Annotated in this window: 16 protein-coding genes; 5 read left to right on the forward strand and 11 right to left on the reverse strand. The window is 70.8% G+C overall.

Translation table 11 applies throughout. The features are described from left to right. The first annotated feature begins 166 nt into the window (after positions 1 to 166). Entirely contained in the window at positions 167 to 844 is a 678-nt protein-coding gene (locus IF17_RS0102255) for a dienelactone hydrolase family protein (RefSeq protein WP_030561590.1), read from the forward strand. A gap of 19 nt (positions 845 to 863) precedes the next feature. Here the strand turns inward: IF17_RS0102255 and IF17_RS0102260 are convergent, their stop codons facing one another. Continuing rightward, on the reverse strand, positions 864 to 1,616 hold the full coding sequence (locus IF17_RS0102260) for a hypothetical protein (protein WP_030561592.1): 753 nt from the start codon (positions 1,614 to 1,616) through the stop codon (positions 864 to 866). A 57-nt stretch (positions 1,617 to 1,673) separates the two neighbouring features. Next, positions 1,674 to 2,627, reverse strand: a complete 954-nt coding sequence (locus IF17_RS0102265) for a LysR family transcriptional regulator (protein ID WP_030561594.1) — start codon at positions 2,625 to 2,627, stop codon at positions 1,674 to 1,676. A 62-nt stretch (positions 2,628 to 2,689) separates the two neighbouring features. Here IF17_RS0102265 and IF17_RS0102270 point away from each other — a divergent pair, with 62 nt between their 5' ends. The 3 genes from IF17_RS0102270 to IF17_RS0102280 all read left to right on the forward strand — a co-directional run bounded on the left by IF17_RS0102270 (position 2,690) and on the right by IF17_RS0102280 (position 6,006). Beyond that, positions 2,690 to 4,000 carry an MFS transporter gene (locus IF17_RS0102270; RefSeq protein WP_030561596.1) on the forward strand — a complete coding sequence of 437 codons (1,311 nt, stop codon included), beginning with the start codon at positions 2,690 to 2,692 and terminating at the stop codon, positions 3,998 to 4,000. Positions 4,001 to 4,147: 147 nt separating this feature from the next. Beyond that, positions 4,148 to 4,864 carry a L,D-transpeptidase family protein gene (locus IF17_RS0102275; protein WP_030561598.1) on the forward strand — a complete coding sequence of 239 codons (717 nt, stop codon included), beginning with the start codon at positions 4,148 to 4,150 and terminating at the stop codon, positions 4,862 to 4,864. Between the two features lie 110 nt (positions 4,865 to 4,974). Beyond that, positions 4,975 to 6,006 (forward strand): sigma-70 family RNA polymerase sigma factor, encoded by a 1,032-nt coding sequence (locus tag IF17_RS0102280; RefSeq protein WP_030561600.1) that lies wholly within the window; start codon positions 4,975 to 4,977, stop codon positions 6,004 to 6,006. A gap of 14 nt (positions 6,007 to 6,020) precedes the next feature. Here IF17_RS0102280 and IF17_RS0102285 read toward each other — a convergent pair whose 3' ends face one another. Further along, complete coding sequence (locus IF17_RS0102285; protein WP_030561602.1) at positions 6,021 to 6,374, reverse strand: STAS domain-containing protein; 354 nt, start codon at positions 6,372 to 6,374, stop codon at positions 6,021 to 6,023. A gap of 148 nt (positions 6,375 to 6,522) precedes the next feature. On the opposite strand from IF17_RS0102285, the gene IF17_RS0102290 reads away from it, so the two are divergent. After that, positions 6,523 to 9,864, forward strand: coding sequence for a S8 family peptidase (locus tag IF17_RS0102290; protein ID WP_030561604.1), 3,342 nt, complete (start codon positions 6,523 to 6,525; stop codon positions 9,862 to 9,864). A gap of 101 nt (positions 9,865 to 9,965) precedes the next feature. Here the strand turns inward: IF17_RS0102290 and IF17_RS0102295 are convergent, their stop codons facing one another. The 8 genes from IF17_RS0102295 to IF17_RS0102330 all read right to left on the reverse strand — a co-directional run bounded on the left by IF17_RS0102295 (position 9,966) and on the right by IF17_RS0102330 (position 19,181). Then, entirely contained in the window at positions 9,966 to 10,556 is a 591-nt protein-coding gene (locus IF17_RS0102295) for a Uma2 family endonuclease (RefSeq protein WP_030561606.1), read from the reverse strand. 100 nt (positions 10,557 to 10,656) lie between these two features. Then, the gene (locus tag IF17_RS0102300; protein ID WP_030561608.1) at positions 10,657 to 11,934 is read right to left on the reverse strand and encodes a thymidine phosphorylase; all 1,278 of its coding nucleotides are present in this window, start codon (positions 11,932 to 11,934) and stop codon (positions 10,657 to 10,659) included. A gap of 120 nt (positions 11,935 to 12,054) precedes the next feature. Beyond that, entirely contained in the window at positions 12,055 to 12,480 is a 426-nt protein-coding gene (locus tag IF17_RS0102305) for a cytidine deaminase (protein WP_030561610.1), read from the reverse strand. Next, the gene (locus tag IF17_RS0102310; RefSeq protein WP_030561612.1) at positions 12,477 to 13,739 is read right to left on the reverse strand and encodes an ABC transporter permease; all 1,263 of its coding nucleotides are present in this window, start codon (positions 13,737 to 13,739) and stop codon (positions 12,477 to 12,479) included. The genes IF17_RS0102305 and IF17_RS0102310 overlap by 4 nt, the downstream gene beginning before the upstream one ends. Beyond that, a complete protein-coding gene (locus tag IF17_RS0102315; RefSeq protein WP_030561614.1) occupies positions 13,736 to 14,851 on the reverse strand; it encodes an ABC transporter permease in 1,116 nt (371 codons plus the stop codon). Before IF17_RS0102315 ends, IF17_RS0102310 begins: the two co-directional genes overlap by 4 nt. After that, on the reverse strand, positions 14,848 to 16,431 hold the full coding sequence (locus tag IF17_RS0102320; RefSeq protein ID WP_078615764.1) for an ABC transporter ATP-binding protein: 1,584 nt from the start codon (positions 16,429 to 16,431) through the stop codon (positions 14,848 to 14,850). Before IF17_RS0102320 ends, IF17_RS0102315 begins: the two co-directional genes overlap by 4 nt. 296 nt (positions 16,432 to 16,727) lie before the next feature. Next, positions 16,728 to 17,771, reverse strand: a complete 1,044-nt coding sequence (locus tag IF17_RS0102325; protein ID WP_030561619.1) for a BMP family lipoprotein — start codon at positions 17,769 to 17,771, stop codon at positions 16,728 to 16,730. A 174-nt stretch (positions 17,772 to 17,945) separates the two neighbouring features. After that, entirely contained in the window at positions 17,946 to 19,181 is a 1,236-nt protein-coding gene (locus tag IF17_RS0102330) for an amidohydrolase (protein WP_032771625.1), read from the reverse strand. Between the last annotated feature and the right edge of the window lie 137 nt (positions 19,182 to 19,318).

The raw sequence follows: 19,318 nt of genomic DNA on the forward strand, positions 1-19,318 counted from the left end.
GCTGGGCGGCGCCTTCCGTCGATGCGTAACAGTGACCGGAAAGTCGGGTGGAGTACACCTGCTCTTCTGAGACTGTTCTGTCATGGCACAGCGCGCACTCCCCCTGTCTGCCGCCAGGCTGGGACGGGCCGTCACGACGGCCGGAGCACCCTACGAGGTCAGCGGCGTGGTCCTGCTGCTCCCGGACGGCGAGCCCGACTCACGGCGCCGCCCCTCCTCCCTTTCGTACGCCATACAGCTGCCGTTCGCCCGTGCGCTGGCGCGCGCCGGAGAGGGCGACGGGCTGGCGGTGCACGTCCTGCGCTACCGCTGCCGCGGCTGGAACGACACGGACGCGCATCCGGCCGAGGACGCGGCCTGGGCGGCCGACGAGGTCCAGCGGCGGTACGGGGACGTGCCCGTGTGCCTGGTCGGCCACGGGATGGGCGGGCGGGCGGCGCTGCGGGCCGCCGGGCACGGGGCGGTCACCTCGGTCCTGGCGATGGCCCCCTGGCTGCCGGAGCACCCCGCCGCCGAACCGGAGCCGGTGAAGCAGCTGGTGGGGCGGCGGGTGCTGATCGTGCACGGCACCAACGACGAGCGTACGGACCCGGAGCTGTCGTACCGGCTGGCCGAGCGGGCGAAGAAGTCCAACCGGGACACCTGCCGCTTCGAGGTCCACTCGGACGGGCACGCGCTGCGCCAGCACCGCTCCGAAGTGGTGGCGCTGGCCGCCGACTTCGTACGGGGTTCACTCTTCGCCCGGTCCTACGCCCGCCCGGTCAAGGACGCGCTGGCCGCACCGCCGCCGCTGGGGCTGCGGATGCCGCTGGCGGCCGGGTTCGGGCGGTCGCTGCGGCACTGAACGCCGCACGCCTCAGCCGTCAGGCCGTACGTACGCCGGCCAGTCGCCGCACCAGCAGTACCGAGGCCGTCCACGCCATCACACATCCGGCGGCGGTCAGCAGCAGGACGAGCCAGAGGCGGTCCGTGGCGACGGCGGCGGTGACGGCGACGGCCACCGCGACGAAGGTCGCCGCCATCGGCACGAGGATCTGCGAGGTGCGGGCGGGCGGGGCGCCGATGGCGCGGCGGCGGTGCAGCCACCCGGATCCTCGCAGGAAGACGGCTCCGACGATCAGCAAGGCGAGTCCCACGGCCAGTTGGACGGTGGGGGCGTAGCCGGGCTTGGTGGTCGTGTCCTGGCGCAGCTCACCGAGGCCCACGGCCCACACCACATCGCGCCAGGAAGAGACCGTGACCTGGTTACCGGGCGCGAGCTTCTTCCACACGGGTCCGTCGCCCCGCATCCGTATGCGGAACGGCTGTTCCTCGGTGCCGGGGTCGAGCGTGATCCAGTAGGTGACGGCCTTCTTCTTCCGGCCGGTCTCGGTGGAGACGACGGTGGCGGGCCACGCGGAGAGGCAGTCGCCGTTCTCCACCGCCGAGCCGCCGATCTCCGCGCACGGCCGCGCGGCCCGGAAGTCCCGCGCCTCGGAGAGCGAGCCCGGCAGCAGCGCGAACAGGACGGCCGCGACCAGCACCAGCACCGACCCGACGATGGCGGCGCAGGTGACACCCATCAGGCTCGGACGTCCGGACGGCGAGGAGAAGGGCGAGGAGGAGGAACGGTTCACCGGGCCATTCTCGCGTGCCGGTCACCTCTCCCCTCCTCCCAGGCCTCCGTACGTACCTCAGTCCGGCAGCAGGTTCCCCCGCCGCGAGAGCAGGAACCGCTTGAACGCCGCGACCGGCGGGGTGTCCGGGTGCCCGTCCAGCCAGGCGACCCCGATCTCGCGGACCGCGCGCGGGGCGGTGACCGTCAGCTCGACGACGCCGGGGCGGGCCACCGCGGGCGGTGGCAGCAGGGCCACTCCCAGCCCGGCGGCGACCAGGCCGCGCAGGGTCTCGGCCTCCTCGCCCTCGAAGGCGACGCGCGGGGTGAAACCGGCCTCCGTGCAGAGGTCGTCGGTGATGCGGCGGAGCCCGTAACCGGGTTCGAGGGTCACGAACGTCTCGTCGGCGGCCTCCGCGAGGCGGATGCGGCGGCGGACGGCCAGGCGGTGATCGTCCGGGACCACCAGGCGCAGGCGTTGTTCGTCCAGGCGGCGGGTGACCAGGTCGGGGGCGTCGGGCACGGGTGAGGTGAGGCAGAGGTCGAGGCCGCCGGCGCGGAGGCGTTCGATCATGGCCTCGCCGTAGTTCTGGACGAGCTGGAAGCGGACCTTCGGGTGGTCGGCCCGGAAGCCCCGGATCAGGGCGGGCACGGTCTCGGAGCCCATGGTGTGCAGGAAGCCGAAGGAGACCCGGCCCGCCGTGGGGTCGGCGTCCGCCCGGACCGAGTCGGCGGCCTTCTCCACCTCGGCCAGGGCCCGTTCGGCCGAGCCGAGGAAGGTGCGGCCCGCCGGGGTGAGCGAGACCGTACGGCCCTTGCGGGCGAACAGGGCGACGCCCAGGTCCGCTTCGAGCCGGACCATGGCCCGCGAGAGCGTGGACTGAGGGACGCCGAGCTCGTGTGCGGCGCGGGTCACATGCTCGTGGCGGGCGACCGCCTCGAAGTACGCGAGACGGGGCGCGAGGACGGCCCGGATGTCTTCTTCGTAACTGCTCGGTGACAGCCGAGGCTGTGAGCTGCGTTGATGCGCCATGGGATCGATTATGGCGGTTTCGTGCATTGGACGCATGAAACATGGCGCTCTACGTTCGTCGTATGCCTCCCGCCGATACCGGGGCATCCACCGTCGTCGTGGATGCCTCTGCCCCGTCGTCCCCCGTCATCACCTCCCGCACCGCCGCGCCGACCTCTGTCGAGCGCCTGGAGCCCGGCCGCCCGGGCTACCGGAAGATGAGCTTCGCGCTCTTCGCCGCGGGTGTCGCGGCCTTCGCCCTCCTCTACTCCACCCAGGCCCTGCTGCCCGCGATCTCCGCCTCGTACGGTGTGAGCGCCGGCCAGGCGAGCTGGACGGTCTCCGCGGCGACCGGCGCGCTGGCGCTGTGTGTGCTGCCGCTGAGCGCGCTGTCGGAGCGGTTCGGGCGGCGGCAGATGATGACGGCCTCGCTGACGGTCGCGGTCCTGGTCGGGATGCTGGTGCCGTTCGCCCCCTCGATCGGCTGGCTGATCGCGCTGCGGGCCATCCAGGGCGCGGCGCTCGCCGGACTTCCGGCCTCCGCGATGGCGTATCTCGCCGAAGAGGTGCGGCCCAAGGCGCTGATCGCCGCGATCGGGCTGTTCGTCGCGGGCAACAGCATCGGCGGTATGAGCGGCCGCATCCTCACCGGCTGGGTCGCGCAGGCCTGGGGCTGGCGCGCGGCGCTCGCGGCGGTCGGGCTGCTGGCGGTGGCGTGCGCCGTCGCCTTCCACTTCCTGATCCCCAAGGCCCGTAACTTCACCCCCGGCACGCTCAACCCGAAGGCGCTGGCGAAGACCGTCGCCACGCACCTGGGCAACCCGCTGCTGGTGCGGCTGTACGCGATCGGCGCGCTGTTCATGACCGTGTTCGGCGCGGTCTACACGGTGATCGGCTACCGGCTGGTCGAGGAGCCGTTCTCGCTGCCGCAGGGCATCGTCGGGTCGATCTTCCTGGTCTACCTGGTCGGTACGGTCTCCTCGGCCGCTGCCGGGCGTCTGGTGGCCCGGCTCGGCCGCCGGGGCGCGCTCTATCTGGCGGTCTCCACGACCGCCGCCGGGCTGCTGCTCTCGCTGTCGGAGTCGCTGGCCGCCGTGCTGCTGGGGCTGGTGCTGATCACGGCCGGGTTCTTCGCCGGGCACGCGGTCGCCTCGTCCTCGGTGAGCCGGACCGCCACGACGGGCCGGGCGCAGGCGTCGGCGCTGTACCAGTCGGCGTACTACCTGGGCTCCAGCGCGGGCGGCACGCTGGGCGCGGTCGCCTTCCACGCGGGCGGCTGGGCGGCGACGGTGGCGCTGGGGCTGCTCGCGGTCCTCGGCGTCGTCTCCATCACCCTGTACGGGACCCGGGTGGCGCGGGCCGAGCGGCGGGCGCTGGTGCCGGCGACGCGGTGACCCTCCGGGGCCCATTCCGGAGGCCGTAATTCCGGCTATGCCGGAACGCGACGCAACCGAGACCTGCCCCGTGCAACCACCCCTCCCCTTCGCGCGTCTACCAGGCGTAACCACAAAACCACTGTGGGCGAAGGGGAGTTGGGGCACATGGGAGTGATGGGATACGTATCCGGAGGGCGACTGCGACGCGGGGTCGCGCTCTCCGTGGCCGGTCTGGTGGCAGCACCCGCCCTGGTCCTGGGTACCGGCACCGCGGCCCAGGCGGCCTCCTGCTCCACCTCCACCGGGCCGTACCAGAAGCAGGTCGAGAAGTTCCTGAAGCGGCCCGTGGACGGCAAGCAGTCGGCGGCCGACTGCAAGGCGATCCAGAAGTTCCAGAAGGCCCACGGGATCACCCCGACCATCGGGTACGCCGGGCCGCTGACCTGGCGCACGATGAACACGATGAACGCCCAGAAGGCGGCCGGGAAGAACCCGAACAAGGCCGGGAAGTGTCCTACGAACAAGGGGCGCATCGCCTGCGTCGACCTGACCCGGCAGCTGAGCTGGATCCAGGACGGCAAGAAGCTGAAGTACGGCCCGGTGCCGGTGCGGACCGGGCGGGACGGCGCCGAGACCCGGACCGGCGCGAAGAAGATCTACTGGCGCAACATCAAGCACTGGTCGACGATCTACAAGGTGTGGATGCCGCACGCGCAGTTCTTCGACGGCGGCCAGGCGTTCCACTCGGTCACCAAGTCCATGTACAACCCGCCGGGCTCCGGGGGCTGCGTCAACATGCGCCCCGCCGACGCGAAGGCATACTGGAAACTGCTGAAGAACGGCGACGACGTGTACGTCTACGGGCGCAAGCCCGGGACCTGATCGACGCGGGCCGTAGGCCTCTTTCCACCCCTGTTGTCAGTGCCCTGCGGTAGCTTCCGACGTACCGGGTGACGGAGGCCGCGGCGCGGCCGCGCGACAGGGGTGGAGCGATGAGCGATCTGACCACGAGGACGGCCGCGGGGGCGGGGGCCGGAGGAGCCGGTGACGGCAGTGTCGACGCCCGCCTCGAAGGCCACCGGACCGAGCTCACCGGGTACTGCTACCGGATGCTCGGCTCGGCGTTCGAGGCCGAGGACGCGGTGCAGGACACCCTGGTGCGGGCCTGGCGCAACTTCGACAAGTTCGAGGGCCGCTCCTCTCTGCGCTCCTGGCTCTACCGGATCGCCACCAACGTCTGCCTGGACATGCTGAGCGCGGGCAACAAGCGGGCCCGTCCGGTCGATCTGACGGGCCCGACCCCGCTCGCCCAGGCCGCGCTCAGCCCCCGGCCGGAGAACGTCTGGCTGGAGCCGATGCCGGACGGCCGCATCCTGCCCACCGTCGAGGATCCGGCGGAGGCCGCCGTGGCGCGGGAGTCGGTGCGCCTGGCGTTCGTCGCCGCCCTCCAGCACCTGCCGCCCAAGCAGCGGGCCGTGCTGATCCTGCGCGAGGTGCTCGCCTGGAAGGCCGCCGAGGTCGCCGAGCTGCTGGAGACCTCCGTCGCCTCGGTCAACAGCGCCCTCCAGCGGGCCCGCGCCACCCTGACCGAGCACGAGGGCCGGGTCCCGGATGCGGCGGACCCGCTCGACGAGGAGCAGCAGAAGCTTCTGGAGCGCTATGTGAAGGCGTTCGAGGGGTACGACATGGCCGCCCTGACCGCGCTGCTCCACGAGGACGCGGTGATGACGATGCCGCCGTTCGACCTGTGGCTCCAGGGCACCTCGGACATCACGGGCTTCATGACGACCATCGGCGCGGCGTGCGCGGGCTCCCGGTTGGTGCCGGTCTCCGCCAACGGCTCGCCGGGCTTCGCGCACTACAAGCCCGATCCGGAGGGCGGCGGCTTCGTGCCGTGGGCGGTGCAGGTCATCGACGTCCGGGACGGGGCGGTCTCGGGGATGCACTGCTTCCTGGACGTGGAGCGCTGGTTCCCGCTGTTCGGCCTGCCCGAGCGGCTCCCGGCGGTGACTCCCGAGGGCTGACCGGGCCCGGTCGGTCACGGCCCCGGCACCCGCTCCTCCGGCCCCTCCAGCGCCACCACATCCGCCAGCCCCACCAGGTCCAGCAGCTCCTGGAGTTCGGGCCCGACCCGGCGCAGCCGTAGCTGCCGTCCGGCCCGGCGGGCGACCAGGGCCAGCCGGGCCACCGCCTCCACCAGGGCCAGGTCCGGCCGCTCCACGCCGCCCACGTCGCACTCCACCGGCCCGGCGCCGCGGGGGGCGTTCAGCAGGGTCTCCAGCTCCGCGCAGAGGGCCGGTACGGCGTCACGGGTGACGTGTCCGGTGACGGTGAGGACGATCGGATTCATGGCTGCCACAACGGGAGGACCGGTCCGGTGACCGAAACTCATCGGGCCGGGAGCAGAATTCCGACCGGAGAGACCCAACTCACAACTCGTACACATCTCTTGCGAACCTCTTCACGTTTTTCTCCCTCTAAGTTGAGTGAACGGTTCAGAGGAACCGCCTCATTCTCCAGGGGGAGAGTTGCACAGACACGTGAAGAGGGCGGGGGTCCCGGCGGTCGCCGCGGCCGCCGCCGTCGCACTCGCCGCAGGCACGACCACGCCCGCCGCCGCCCAGCCGTTCGCGCCCGGAGCCGTGGCCAAGGCGGCCGCCGACTCCACGGGCAAGGTCTCGCACCAGCTGACGCTGATCACCGGCGACCGGGTGTCGGTGGACGCCAAGGGCCGGGTCGTGGGCTTCCAGCCCGCCGAGGGACGCGCCGGCATCCCGGTGCACCAGCAGATACGTGACGGGCGCACGCTCGTCATACCCGGCGACGCCCAGCGGCTCATCGCCTCGGGCAAGCTCGACCGGCGGCTGTTCGACATCACCGAGCTGAACCGGCCGGAGAACCGCCGGGCCCAGAAGAAGGACCTGCGGCTCATCGTCAGCTACCGGGGCGCGCAGAGCGCCCAGGCGAAGGCGGAGGTCCGGGACGCGGGCTCGACCCGGATCGGCCGAAGCCTGACGTCGCTGAACGCGCAGTCGGTCGCGACGCCGAAGGCGGACGCCCCGGACCTGTGGCAGGCGCTCACCAGCGAGCAGGCGGACGGCGCCCAGCGCACCACCGCGGCCGGTATCGACCGGGTCTGGCTGGACGGCAGGCGCAAGGTGGCCCTGGACCGCAGCGTCGCCCAGATCGGGGCGCCGACCGCCTGGAAGGCCGGCTACACCGGCAAGGGCGTCAAGATCGCGGTCCTGGACACCGGCGTGGACGGGACCCACGTCGACCTCAAGGGCAAGATCGTCGCGGCGAAGAACTTCACCACGTCGCCCGACCTCAAGGACCGCATCGGTCACGGCACCCACGTCGCCTCGACGGCCGCGGGCTCCGGCGCCAGGTCCGGGGGCAAGTTCAAGGGCGTGGCCCCCGACGCCAAGCTCCTGGCGGGCAAGGTCCTCGGCGACGACGGGTTCGGCGACGACTCCGGCATCCTGGCCGGGATGGAGTGGGCGGTCGCCCAGGGCGCCGACGTCGTCAACCTGAGCCTCGGCGGCATGGACACCCCCGAGGTGGACGCGCTGGAAGCCGCGGTCAACAAGCTCTCGGCCACCAAGGGCGTCCTGTTCGCCATCGCGGCGGGCAACGAGGGCAGCGGCGCTGGCACGGTCGGCTCCCCGGGCAGCGCGGAGGCGGCGCTGACCGTCGGCGCCGTCGACGTGAACGACAAGCTGGCGGGCTTCTCCAGCCGTGGCCCGCGCGTGGGCGACAGCGGCATCAAGCCCGATGTCACGGCCCCCGGCGTCGCCATCACGGCGGCCTCCGCCGCGGGCTCGGAGATCGCCCTGGAGGTCGGCGAGAACCCGCCCGGCTACCTCACGATCGACGGTACGTCGATGGCCACCCCGCACGTCGCGGGCGCCGCGGCCCTGCTCAAGCAGCAGCACCCGGAGTGGACGTACAAGCAGCTGAAGAGCGTGCTGGCGTCCTCCACCAAGCCGGGCGCGTACACGCCGTTCCAGCAGGGCACGGGCCGGATCGCGGTGGACCGGGCGCTCACCCAGACCGTGGTGAGCGAGCAGGTCTCGGTCAACCTCGGTGTGCAGCAGTGGCCGCACACCGACGACGTCCCGGTCTCCCAGCAGGTGACCTACCGCAACTTCGGCACCACGGACGTCACGCTGGACCTGACGGTCGCCGGCACCGGCCCGAAGGGCAAGCCCGCTCCGGCCGGCTTCTTCACCCTCGGCGCCCCGCAGGTCACCGTGCCCGCGGGCGGCACCGCCGCGGTGGCGCTGACGGCCGACACCCGGCTCGGCGGCGCGGAGGTCGGCGCGTACTCCGCGTACGTCGTGGCCACCGGCGACGGCCAGAGCGTCCGCACCGCGGCCGCGGTCGACCGCGAGCGCGAGTCGTACGACGTCACGCTGAAGGGCATCAGCCGTACGGGCAAGGTCCCGGCATCCGGAGACGTCCTGCTGGATGACCTGGGCAGCGCCGGGTTCGTGTCGTTCGGCTCGGTCTTCAAGAACGGCGTGGCCAAGGTGCGGGTGCCCAAGGGCACCTACGTGCTGAACAGCAGCCTCGTCACGGACCCGAAGAAGAAGTGGGACGTCGACTGGCTCGTCCAGCCGAAGCTGAGCGTCACGAAGAACACGACGATCACCCTGGACGCCCGGAAGACCAAGCCGGCCAGCATCACCCTGCCGGTGAAGGGGACCAAGCTCCGCGGCATCCAGACCGAGTACACGGTCGCGAGCAAGCAGACGGAGCTCGGCTACGGCTGGGCGGTCAGCGGCAAGGGGACCCTCCGCACCGCCCACGTCGGCCCGAAGATCACCGACGGTTCGCTCACCCAGCGGTGGGCCGGCAGCTGGAACAAGGGCGCGGCGGGCGACTACAACATCGCGTTCGGCGGCAAGGTCACGCAGTTCGCCACGGGCGTCAGCCGTAAGTACAAGGCCAGCCAGTTCGCCACGGTGAAGCTCACCATGGGCGTCGGCGCGGTCAAGAAGAAGACCGGCGAGGTCGCCCCCGTCGCCGAGCTGCCGGGCGGGTACGGGATGTACGGCGCGCCCGCCTACCAGGCGCTGCCCGGCGTCCGCACGGTCCGCGTCGCCACCAGCGACAAGGCCCGCTGGGGCCTGATGTTCGCCCAGATCGGCGGCAAGGACAAGAAGGGCCGCCTGATCTACGAGGCGGGCTACGTCCTCGGGGAGCCCGCCGCCTACAAGGGCGGCAAGTCCTACACGAAGACCGTGAACACCGGAGTCTTCGGCCCGCGTCTGACCGGGTACGACGGCGTCTACCGCGACGGCAACGAGATCGCCGGCTTCGTCCCGCTGCTGGCGGACGGCAAGGGCAACGACGGCGCGCCGGTGTTCTCCTCGGTCACCACGGTGCTCCACCGCAACGGCAAGAAGTACGCCCAGACCAAGGACCCGCTCCAGGGCTGGGACTACTTCACGGTCCCGGCGGGCAGCGCCGACTACAAGCTCAGCTCGTCGGTGAAGCACACGGCGAAGATCGGCGCCCTCTCCACCCGGGTGGACGTCAGCTTCACCTTCCGCTCCAAGAAGGGGGCTGCGAAGCTCCCGGTCTCCACGGTCCGCTTCACCCCCGCCCTGAGCACCGACGGCCGCGCCAAGGCGGGCAAGACCGTCTCCGTGCCGGTGAAGGTGCAGGGTTCTGCCGCCGGGAAGAACCTCAAGTCGCTGGCGACGTACGTCAGTTACAACGGCGGCAAGACCTGGAAGAAGGTCACCGTGAAGAAGGGCAAGATCACGGTGAAGAACCCGGCGAAGAACAAGGCCATCTCCTTCGCCGCCAACATCACCGACAAGAAGGGCAACAAGTCCACGGTGCGGATCTACAACGCGTACCTGGGCAAGTGACCTGCCACGAGGGGTAGTTCACCCTCGCACCACGGCGGCCCGCCGCACGGAACTCCTCCGTGCGGCGGGCCGCTCGCGTGTCCCGGGGGGGGTGCTGTGCCTCAGCTCACCGGGAAGACGCCGGTGTCCAGGTCGAGTCCGAAGGGTTCGGGAAGGCTGATCTTCCCGCCGTACTCGACCGTCTCCAGCACCCGGTACGTGCCGCTGTCCGGCTCCCCGTAGAGCGTCGCGGTCGGGCGGCCGGAGTGCCAGGGGTCGAGGAGCAGGAACAGCTCCACCCCGGCCTCGGCGTAGCCGTTGACCTTGCTGACGCGGTCGTGGTCGGCGTTGGCGCGGGAGGTGATCTCGACGACGAGGCGGGCCTCGGCGGCGGGTACGCGGTTGCCCGGCCCTAAGAGCACCTCTCGCTCCACGACCACGAGGTCGGGGATGTAGATTCCGCCCCGGTCCGGCAGCTGGACACCGAGGGTCTGGTAGATCCCCCAGTCCTCCGGGATCACGGTGTAGAGCGGGCGCTGAAGCAGGGAAGCGGTGGCGCTGTGGTCGTTGGACGGCGGCGGTGCCACGGTGACGATCTCCTCGATGATCTCCACCTTGCAGCCCTCGGGCGCGTCCGTCTCCTCCCAGATCCGGACCAGATCCTCCCAGTCCTGGTCAGGGCCCGACACGGGGACGACGGCGCGTACGCCCATGACGTTCTCCTCTGTAGGTGGCACGCCACCGACTCCAGCATGCCGAACGGGACCGGCGGCAGTCCACCGGTCCCGTTCACCCGTACGAGGAAACCGCAGGTCAGGCGATACGTTCCCGCACCACCGGGAGCGGCGCGAAGGACGTGCCGGCCGGGGCGATGTCGTACGCGTCGGGCAGGGCCTTGAGCGCGTAGTCGAACTTCTCCGGGGTGTCCGTGTGCAGCGTCATCAGGGGCTGGCCCTCGGTGACGGTGTCGCCGGGCTTGGCGTGGAGCTCGACGCCCGCGCCCGCCTGCACCGGGTCCTCCTTGCGGGCACGGCCGGCGCCCAGGCGCCAGGCGGCCACGCCGACGTCGTACGCGTCCAGGCGGGTCAGGACGCCGGAGGAGCGGGCGGTGACGACGTGCTGTTCGCGGGCGGTCGGGAGCGTAGCGTCCGGGTCGCCGCCCTGGGCGGAGATCATGCGGCGCCAGACGTCCATCGCGGAGCCGTCGGCGAGCGCCTTCTCGGGGTCGGCGTCCTTGAGGCCGGCCGCGTCCAGCATCTCGCGGGCGAGGGCGAGGGTGAGGTCGATGACGTCCTGCGGGCCGCCGCCTGCGAGGACCTCGACGGACTCCCGTACCTCCAGGGCGTTGCCCGCGGTGAGGCCGAGCGGAGTCGACATGTCGGTGAGCAGGGCGACCGTGCGGACGCCGCTGTCGGTGCCGAGCGCGACCATGGTGGAGGCCAGCTCGCGGGCGTCCTCGATGGTCTTCATGAAGGCGCCGGAGCCGACCTTGACGTCCAGGACGAGCGCCCCGGTGCCCTCGGCGATCTTCTTGGACATGATCGAGCTGGCGATGAGCGGGATCGCCTCGACGGTGCCGGTGACATCGCGCAGCGCGTACAGCTTCTTGTCGGCGGGGGCGAGGCCGTCACCGGCGGCGCAGATGACCGCGCCGGTGGTGTCCAGAACGTTCAGCATCTCCTCGTTGGAGATGTGGGCCCGCCAGCCGGGGATGGACTCCAGCTTGTCCAGGGTGCCGCCGGTGTGGCCGAGGCCCCGGCCGCTGAGCTGCGGCACGGCGGCACCGCACGCGGCGACCAGCGGGGCGAGCGGCAGGGTGATCTTGTCGCCGACGCCGCCGGTGGAGTGCTTGTCGGTGGTGGGGCGGGAGAGCGCGGCGAAGTCCATCCGCTCGCCGGAGGCGATCATCGCGGCGGTCCAGCGGGCGATCTCGGTGCGGTTCATGCCGTTGAGCAGGATCGCCATGGCGAGGGCGGACATCTGCTCGTCCGCGACCTCGCCGCGGGTGTACGCGTCGATGACCCAGTCGATCTGCTCGGGGGTCAGCTCGCCTCGGTCCCGCTTGGTGCGGATGACGGAGATGGCGTCCATGGGAGTCCTTCCGGCCGGTGCGTACGCAGGAGTTCGATGGCGACTCTACGCGCATAGAGAGATGGGGAGGGGGAATGGCGGTGGCCCTTCCGGGAGGGGAAGGGCCACCAGGGTTTCAGATCAGCCGAGGTGCTGCGGGCCGAACGACTGCGGCAGCATCGCGTCCAGCGTGCGCAGCCCGTCGGGCGTCTCCAGGAGGAGTCCGGGGCCGCCGAACTCGTACAGGAGCTGCCGGCACCGGCCGCACGGCACCAGGACCGACCCGGTGCCGTCCACGCAGGTGAAGTGGGTCAGCCGGCCGCCGCCGGTCGCCTGGAGGGTGGAGACCAGCCCGCACTCGGCGCAGAGCGAGAGGCCGTAGGAGGCGTTCTCGACGTTGCAGCCGGTGATCGTGCGGCCGTCGTCCACCCGGGCGGCGACACCGACCGGGAAGCCCGAGTAGGGGGCGTACGCCCGGGACATCGCGTCCCGGGCCGCCTCCCGCAGGGCCTCCCAGTCGGCCTCGCCGAAGGGAGCGGCGGGGCTTTCGGAGGCGGGCGAGGTCACTTGCCCTCGCCCTTCCGGTAGGGCACGCCGTCCGCCTTCGGCATCCGTAGGCGCTGCGCGGAGAGCGAGAGGACCAGCAGCGTCGTGACGTACGGAGCCGCGTCGACGAACTGGCTCGGCACCTGGTCGGTCAGCAGGTACCAGGTGAACAGCAGCGCCGAGACGGCCGCCGAGATCACCGCGGCGACGTACTTCTTCTTGTAGAGCTGCCAGAACACCGCGATGACCAGCAGGATCGCCAGCAGGAGCAGCATCGCGTGGACGTTCTCGGCGCCGCCGCGCAGCTTGAGGCTGTCGGTGAAGCCGAAGAGCCCGGCGCCCAGCGCCATGCCGCCCGGCATCCAGTTGCCGAAGATCATGGCGGCGAGGCCGATGTAGCCACGGCCGCCGGTCTGGCCCTCCTGGTAGATGCCGGTGGCGACGATCGCGAGGAACGCGCCGCCGAGGCCTGCCAGACCGCCGGAGATGGTGACGGCGATGTACTTGTACTTGTACACGTTGACGCCGAGCGTCTCGGCGGCCACCGGGGACTCGCCGCAGGAGCGCAGCCGGAGCCCGAACGAGGTGCGCCACAGGATCCACCAGGTCGCCGGGATCAGCAGCAGCGCGAGCAGGGTCAGCAGGGAGAGGCCGGTGACCAGGCCGCCGATGATGCCCGCGATGTCGGAGACCAGGAACCAGTGGTGCTGCTGGAGGTCCTGCATCCAGTCCGAGAGCCCCGGAATGGTGATCTTGTCGATCGGGTCGATGCGCGGGGACTGCTTGGAGGAGCCGCCCTGCACGCCGTCGAAGGCGAAGTTGGAGAGGTAGCGGGTGACGCCGACGGCGAGGATGTTGATCGCCACACCGGAGACGATGTGGTTCACGCCGAAGGTGACGGTGATGATCGCGTGGAGGAGGCCGCCGAGGCAGCCGCCGAGGATGCCGAAGAGGACGCCCATCCACGGGCCCCACTGGAATCCGGCCCAGGCACCGAACCAGGTGCCGAGGATCATCATGCCTTCGAGGCCGATGTTGACGACGCCCGCGCGCTCGGCCCACAGGCCGCCGAGTCCGGCGAGGCCGATCGGGACGGCGAGTTCGAGCGCGCCGGCGACCTGGCCGACCGAGGTGATGTCGTCGGCGCCGCTGATCAGGCGGACGAGCGAGACGAGGGCGAGGCCGCCCGCGATGATGAGCAGGACGACGGGCAGGGTGAGCTTGCGGCGGCCGCCCTTCTTGGGGGCGTGGCGTGCGGCGATGGCTTTGCTGGTGCTCACAGGGCCGCCTCCTTCTCGGTCTTGATGGCGTGGCCGGCGGCGAGCTCCTCGCCCACCTTCTGCTGCTGGCGGCGGACGCCGTAGCGGCGGACGAGTTCGTAGGAGACGACGACCGAGATCACGATCAGGCCCTGCATGATCGTGGCGATCTCCTTCTCGTACCCGAACTGGTCGAGCGAGGCCGACGACTTGTCGAGGAAGGCGATCAGCAGGGCGCTGAAGGCGATGCCGAGCGGGTTGTTGCGGCCCAGCAGCGCGATGGTGATACCGGTGAAGCCGATCCCGGTGGGGAAGTCGAGGCTGTACGTGTGGGTGTCGCCGAGCAGCGTCGGCAGGCCCGCGAGGCCCGCCACCGCACCGGAGATCAGCATCGAGGTGAGGATCATCTTCTTGGCGTCCACGCCGGAGGCCTGGGCGGCGCTCTCGCTGGCGCCCGTGGCGCGCAGGTCGAAGCCGAACCGGGTGCGGTTGAGGCCGAACCAGTAGAGCAGGCCGCAGCCCGCGGCGACGAAGGTGAAGCCGTAGATCTCCCCGCCGTCGCCCATCGGCAGACCCGGGAACCAGCCGGACTCCGCGATCTCACCGGTGGTGAGGTTGTTGGAGCCGGCCGGCTGCTCACCGAAGTTCTTCGGCAGGATCAGCCAGGCGACCAGCGCGGTGGCGATCGAGTTGAGCATGATCGTGGAGACGACCTCGCTCACCCCGCGGGTGGTCTTGAGGAAGCCCGCGATACCGGCCCAGAAGGCACCGACGAGCATCGCGACGATCACGATCAGCGCGATGTGCAGCGGGCCCGGCAGGGTGACGCTGGCGCCGACCAGCGCGGCCATCATGGCGGCGAGGCGGTACTGCCCGTCGACGCCGATGTTGAAGAGGTTCATGCGGAAGCCGACGGCGACCGCGAGGGCGGCGAGGTAGTACGTACCCGCCTGGTTGATGATCAGGACCTGGACGTCGACGTAGCTCGCCGAGTCGAACATGATCCGGTACGGCTCGAACGGGTTACGGCCGGAGGCCAGCAGCACCACGGTCGTCAGCGCGAGGGCCACGACCAGGGCGAGCACCGGGCCGGCGAGGCCCAGGATCAGCCGGTCCTTGTCGAATTTCTTCATCGGGCCTCGTCCTCCGAGCCTTCGAGGTGACCGGTGGCGGCGCCGGTCATGGCCGAGCCCAGTTCCTCCGGGGTGATGGTGGCCGGGTCGGCGTCGGCGACCAGCCGGCCGCGGTACATGACGCGCAGGGTGTCGGAGAGCCCGATCAGCTCGTCCAGGTCCGCCGAGATCAGCAGGACGGCCAGTCCTTCGCGGCGGGCCTCACGGATCTGGTCCCAGATCTGCGCCTGCGCGCCGACGTCCACGCCACGGGTGGGGTGGGCGGCGATCAGGAGCTTGGGGGCGTGGCTCATCTCGCGGCCGACGATCAGCTTCTGCTGGTTGCCGCCGGAGAGGGAGGCCGCGGTGACCTCGATGCCAGGGGTGCGCACGTCGTACTCGCGCACGATCCGCTCGGTGTCGGTGCGGGCCGCCTTGTTGTCCAGCAGCCAGCCGCGGCTGTTGGGCTTCTCGGTGACGTGGCCGAGGATGCGGTTCTCCCAGAGCGGGGCGTCCAGCAGGACGCCGTGGCGGTGCCGGTCCTCGGGGATGTAGCCGATGCCGGCCTCGCGCCGCTTGCGGGTGGGGGCGTGCGAGATGTCGTCGGTGTCGAGGGTGATCACCCCGCCGTCCGGGTCGCGCATCCCGATCAGGGTCTCGATCAGCTCGGTCTGCCCGTTGCCCTCGACGCCCGCGATCCCGAGGACCTCGCCCTTGTGGATGGTGAAGCCGACGCCCGCGAGGACGTCGCGGACGGTGCCGTCGGGGTCGGTGACCGTGAGCGCGAGGTCCCGCACGCGCAGCATGGGCACGTCGGTGACGGTGGACTCGCGGGTCTCCGGCGAGGGCAGCTCGCTGCCGACCATCAGCTCGGCGAGCTGCTTGGTCGTGGTGGTGGCCGGGTCGGCGGTGCCCACCGTCGTACCGCGGCGGATCACCGTGATGTCGTCGGCTACCGAGAGCACCTCGCCCAGCTTGTGCGAGATGAAGATGACGGTCAGGCCCTCGGCCTTGAGCTCGCGCAGGTTGGCGAAGAGGGCGTCGACCTCCTGCGGCACGAGGACCGCGGTCGGCTCGTCCAGGATCAGGATGCGGGCGCCCCGGTAGAGGACCTTGAGGATCTCCACGCGCTGCCGGTCGGCGACCCCGAGGTCCTCGACGAGCGCGTCGGGGCGGATGCCGAGACCGTACGCGTCGGAGATCTCCTTGATCTTCCTGCGGGCACCGGCACCGATGCCGTACAGCTTCTCGCCGCCGAGGACCACGTTCTCCAGGACGGTGAAGTTGTCGGCGAGCATGAAGTGCTGGTGCACCATGCCGATGCCGCGCTCGATGGCGTCGCCCGGGTTGGAGAAGGAGACCTGCTCACCGTTGATGGCGATGGTGCCCTCGTCCGGCTTCTGCATGCCGTAGAGGATCTTCATCAGGGTGGACTTGCCGGCACCGTTCTCGCCGACGAGGGCGTGAACCGTGCCCTTGCCGATCGTGATGTCGATGTCGTGGTTGGCGACGACGCCGGGGAAGCGCTTGGTGATGCCGTGCAGTTCCACGGCGGGGGGGCTGCTGGACGCGTTGATGACGCACTCTCCTTGGCCGGACAGGAGCGGGGGCGGAGGGGCTGAGGGGGCTCTGGTGAGCGGGGTGAAGTTATCGCGCCGGAGGGCCGTCTACACGCGTAGAGCTGCCGAATCGTGAAACACAGACGCACGTCACAGTCCGGACGCGGGGTCCGGGACCGGTGGGAGAGCACTGCGAGAGGCGGATCTTCTTCGAATCTTCTGCGGATCTTGCGCGGTGGAGCTGTTCTGACTGCCGGGGCGAGGGCCCGGCGGGCCCTGTCCGCCCGCCCCGCCGGTGTGCGGCGGGGCGGGCGGACAGGGCCGGGAAACCGTCCTGGTTACGGGGCGGTCTTGACGGTGATCTTGCCGTCGATGATGTCCTGCTTGGCCTTGTCGACCGCGGCGATGACGTCCTTCATGTCGGCGAAGGCCGGGTTGGACATCGACAGGGCGACGCCGTTCTTGTCCAGGCCGTAGCGGATCTCACCGGACTGCGGCTTGCCGTCCTTGACCGACTTGATCAGGTTGAAGACCGCGTCCTCGATGTCCTTCGTGACCGAGGTCAGGATGGACTCCTTGTAGTTGGCGAGGCCCGCCTGGTTGTACTGGTCGGAGTCGACGCCGATGTTCCACTTCTTGGCCTTGGAGGCGGCCTCGATGGCACCGGAGCCGGCCAGACCGGCGGCCGAGTAGATCACGTCGGCGTTCTTGTCGAGCTGGCCCTGGGCGGCGGCCTTGCCGAGGTCGGGCTTGGAGAAGCCGTCGAAGTTCGGCGGCTGGGTCAGGTACTGCGGGAGCACCTTCACCGACGGGTCGGTGTCCTTGACGCCCTGGGCGTAGCCGGCCTCGAACTTCTTGATCAGCGGGGTCTCGACGCCACCGATGAAGCCGACCGTCTTCGTCTTGGTGACCTTGGCGGCGGCGACGCCGGCCAGGTAGGAGCCCTGCTCCTCGTTGAAGACGATGTTGGCGATGTTCTTGCCGGTCACCGAGGCGTCGTCGATGATCCCGAAGGTGGTCTTCGGGAACTTCGGCGCGACCTTCTTGATGGCGGGCGCGTAGGCGAAGCCGACGCCGATCACCGGGTTGTTGCCGGCGCGGGCGAGCTCGGTGAGGCGCTGCACCTTGTCGGCGTCGCTCTCACCGTCGGAGGGCTCGGCCTCGCTGCCGTTGATGTCGAGGTCCTTCTCCGCCTTGGCGAGTCCGGCGTAGGCGGCGTCGTTGAACGACTGGTCGCCGCGGCCACCGATGTCGTACGCGATGGCGGCCTTGTCACCGTCGGACGCTGCGTCCGACGACGTTTTTCCGCCACACGCGGTGACGGAGAGCGCGAGGGCCGCTGACGCGACACCCACGGTGGCAATCCTGGTGATCCGGCGCAAGGGAAGGCTCCTTCAAACCTGACCGAAGCGCCTCTTCCGGCGCTGGTTTCGCGGCGATCGTAACGCGCGTAGATGTCAGATAAGAGCACGTACGGAAGCCGTTATCGGATCGTCGCGAACAGAAGGCGTCGCGCACGTCCATGGATGGACCGCGAACAGTTCGTGAAGGTGGCTCTAAGACCGTCCGGCCAGCAGCGCGGCGGCCGTGAACAGCTCGACGCCCACGGTGATGGCTTCCTCGTCCACGTCGAAGTTGCCGCGGTGCAGGTCCAGACCGCGCGTGTCGCCGGGCGGCCGGACCCCCAGGCGGGCCATGGCTCCCGGGACCTGCTCCAGGTACCAGGAGAAGTCCTCGCCGCCGAGGCTCTGCTCGGTGTCCTCGATCGCATACGAACCGCGGCGCTCGGTCATCGCCGCGTCCAGCAGCCCGACGGACTCGGCGTCGTTCACCACGGGCGGCACGCCCCGTACGTAATTGATCACGCTCTTGGCCCGATGCATTCCGGCCACCTCGTCCACGGCGGCGTGCACCAGGTCGGCCGCGTCCCGCCAGGCGTTCAGGTCGAGGCAGCGGACCGTGCCGGAGAGCTCGGCGTGCTGCGGGACGACGTTGGGGGCGTGGCCGGTGTGGAGGCGGCCCCAGGTGAGGACGAGGCCGGAGCGGGCGTCGACGCGGCGGGAGAGCAGCGCGGGGACGTCCACGGCGACCCGGGCGGCGGCGGTGACCAGGTCGGTGGTGAGGTGTGGGCGGGCGGTGTGGCCGCCGGGGCCGTCGAGCGAGATCTCCAGGCGGTCGCAGGCGGAGGTGATGGGGCCGATGCGCAGCCCGATCGTCCCGACGTCCACCTTGGGGTCGCAGTGGACGGCGATGATCCGCCCGACGCCCTCCAGCACCCCGGACTCGATCGCGCTGAGCGCGCCGCCCGGCATGACCTCCTCGGCGGGCTGGAAGACCAGGCGCACCGCGTTCGGCAGGAGCCCCTGCCGGTCGAGCGCGGCGAGGACGAGGCCGGCGCCGAGCACGGTGGTGGTGTGGACGTCGTGGCCGCAGGCGTGGGCCCGGTCGGGCACGGTGGACCGGTAGGGGACGTCCACCTTGGTGTCCGGGATCGGCAGCGCGTCGATGTCGGCCCGCAGCGCCAGCATGGGCGTGACGCCGTCCCACTCCCCCACGTCACAGACGAGCCCGGTCCCCACGTCCAGCACCCGCGGCTTCAGCCCGGCCTTCTCCAGCCGGTCCTTGATGGCGGCCGTGGTGCGGAACTCCTGGTTGCCCAGCTCGGGGTGCATGTGGAGATCCCGGCGGAAGGCGATCAGCTCGGCCCGGAGCTCGTCACCGAGCCTGCCGGGCAGCCCACCTCCTCCCGGCTGGTCGACCAGGTCTTCGGGGCGGGAGGCACGGGACTTCAACTGGTTCACCTGGTCAAGCGTAGGCCCCTTCGCCCCTCAACTGGCCACAGATCAACAAAACTTCAGCCGCACAGGCGAACAAAAGGCGGGGTGGAGGTGTGTGACGGCTCGTGACAGTGGGTATAACGCGGGGTTTC

Source organism: Streptomyces cyaneofuscatus, from assembly GCF_000718135.1.
Lineage (GTDB): Bacteria > Actinomycetota > Actinomycetes > Streptomycetales > Streptomycetaceae > Streptomyces > Streptomyces cyaneofuscatus.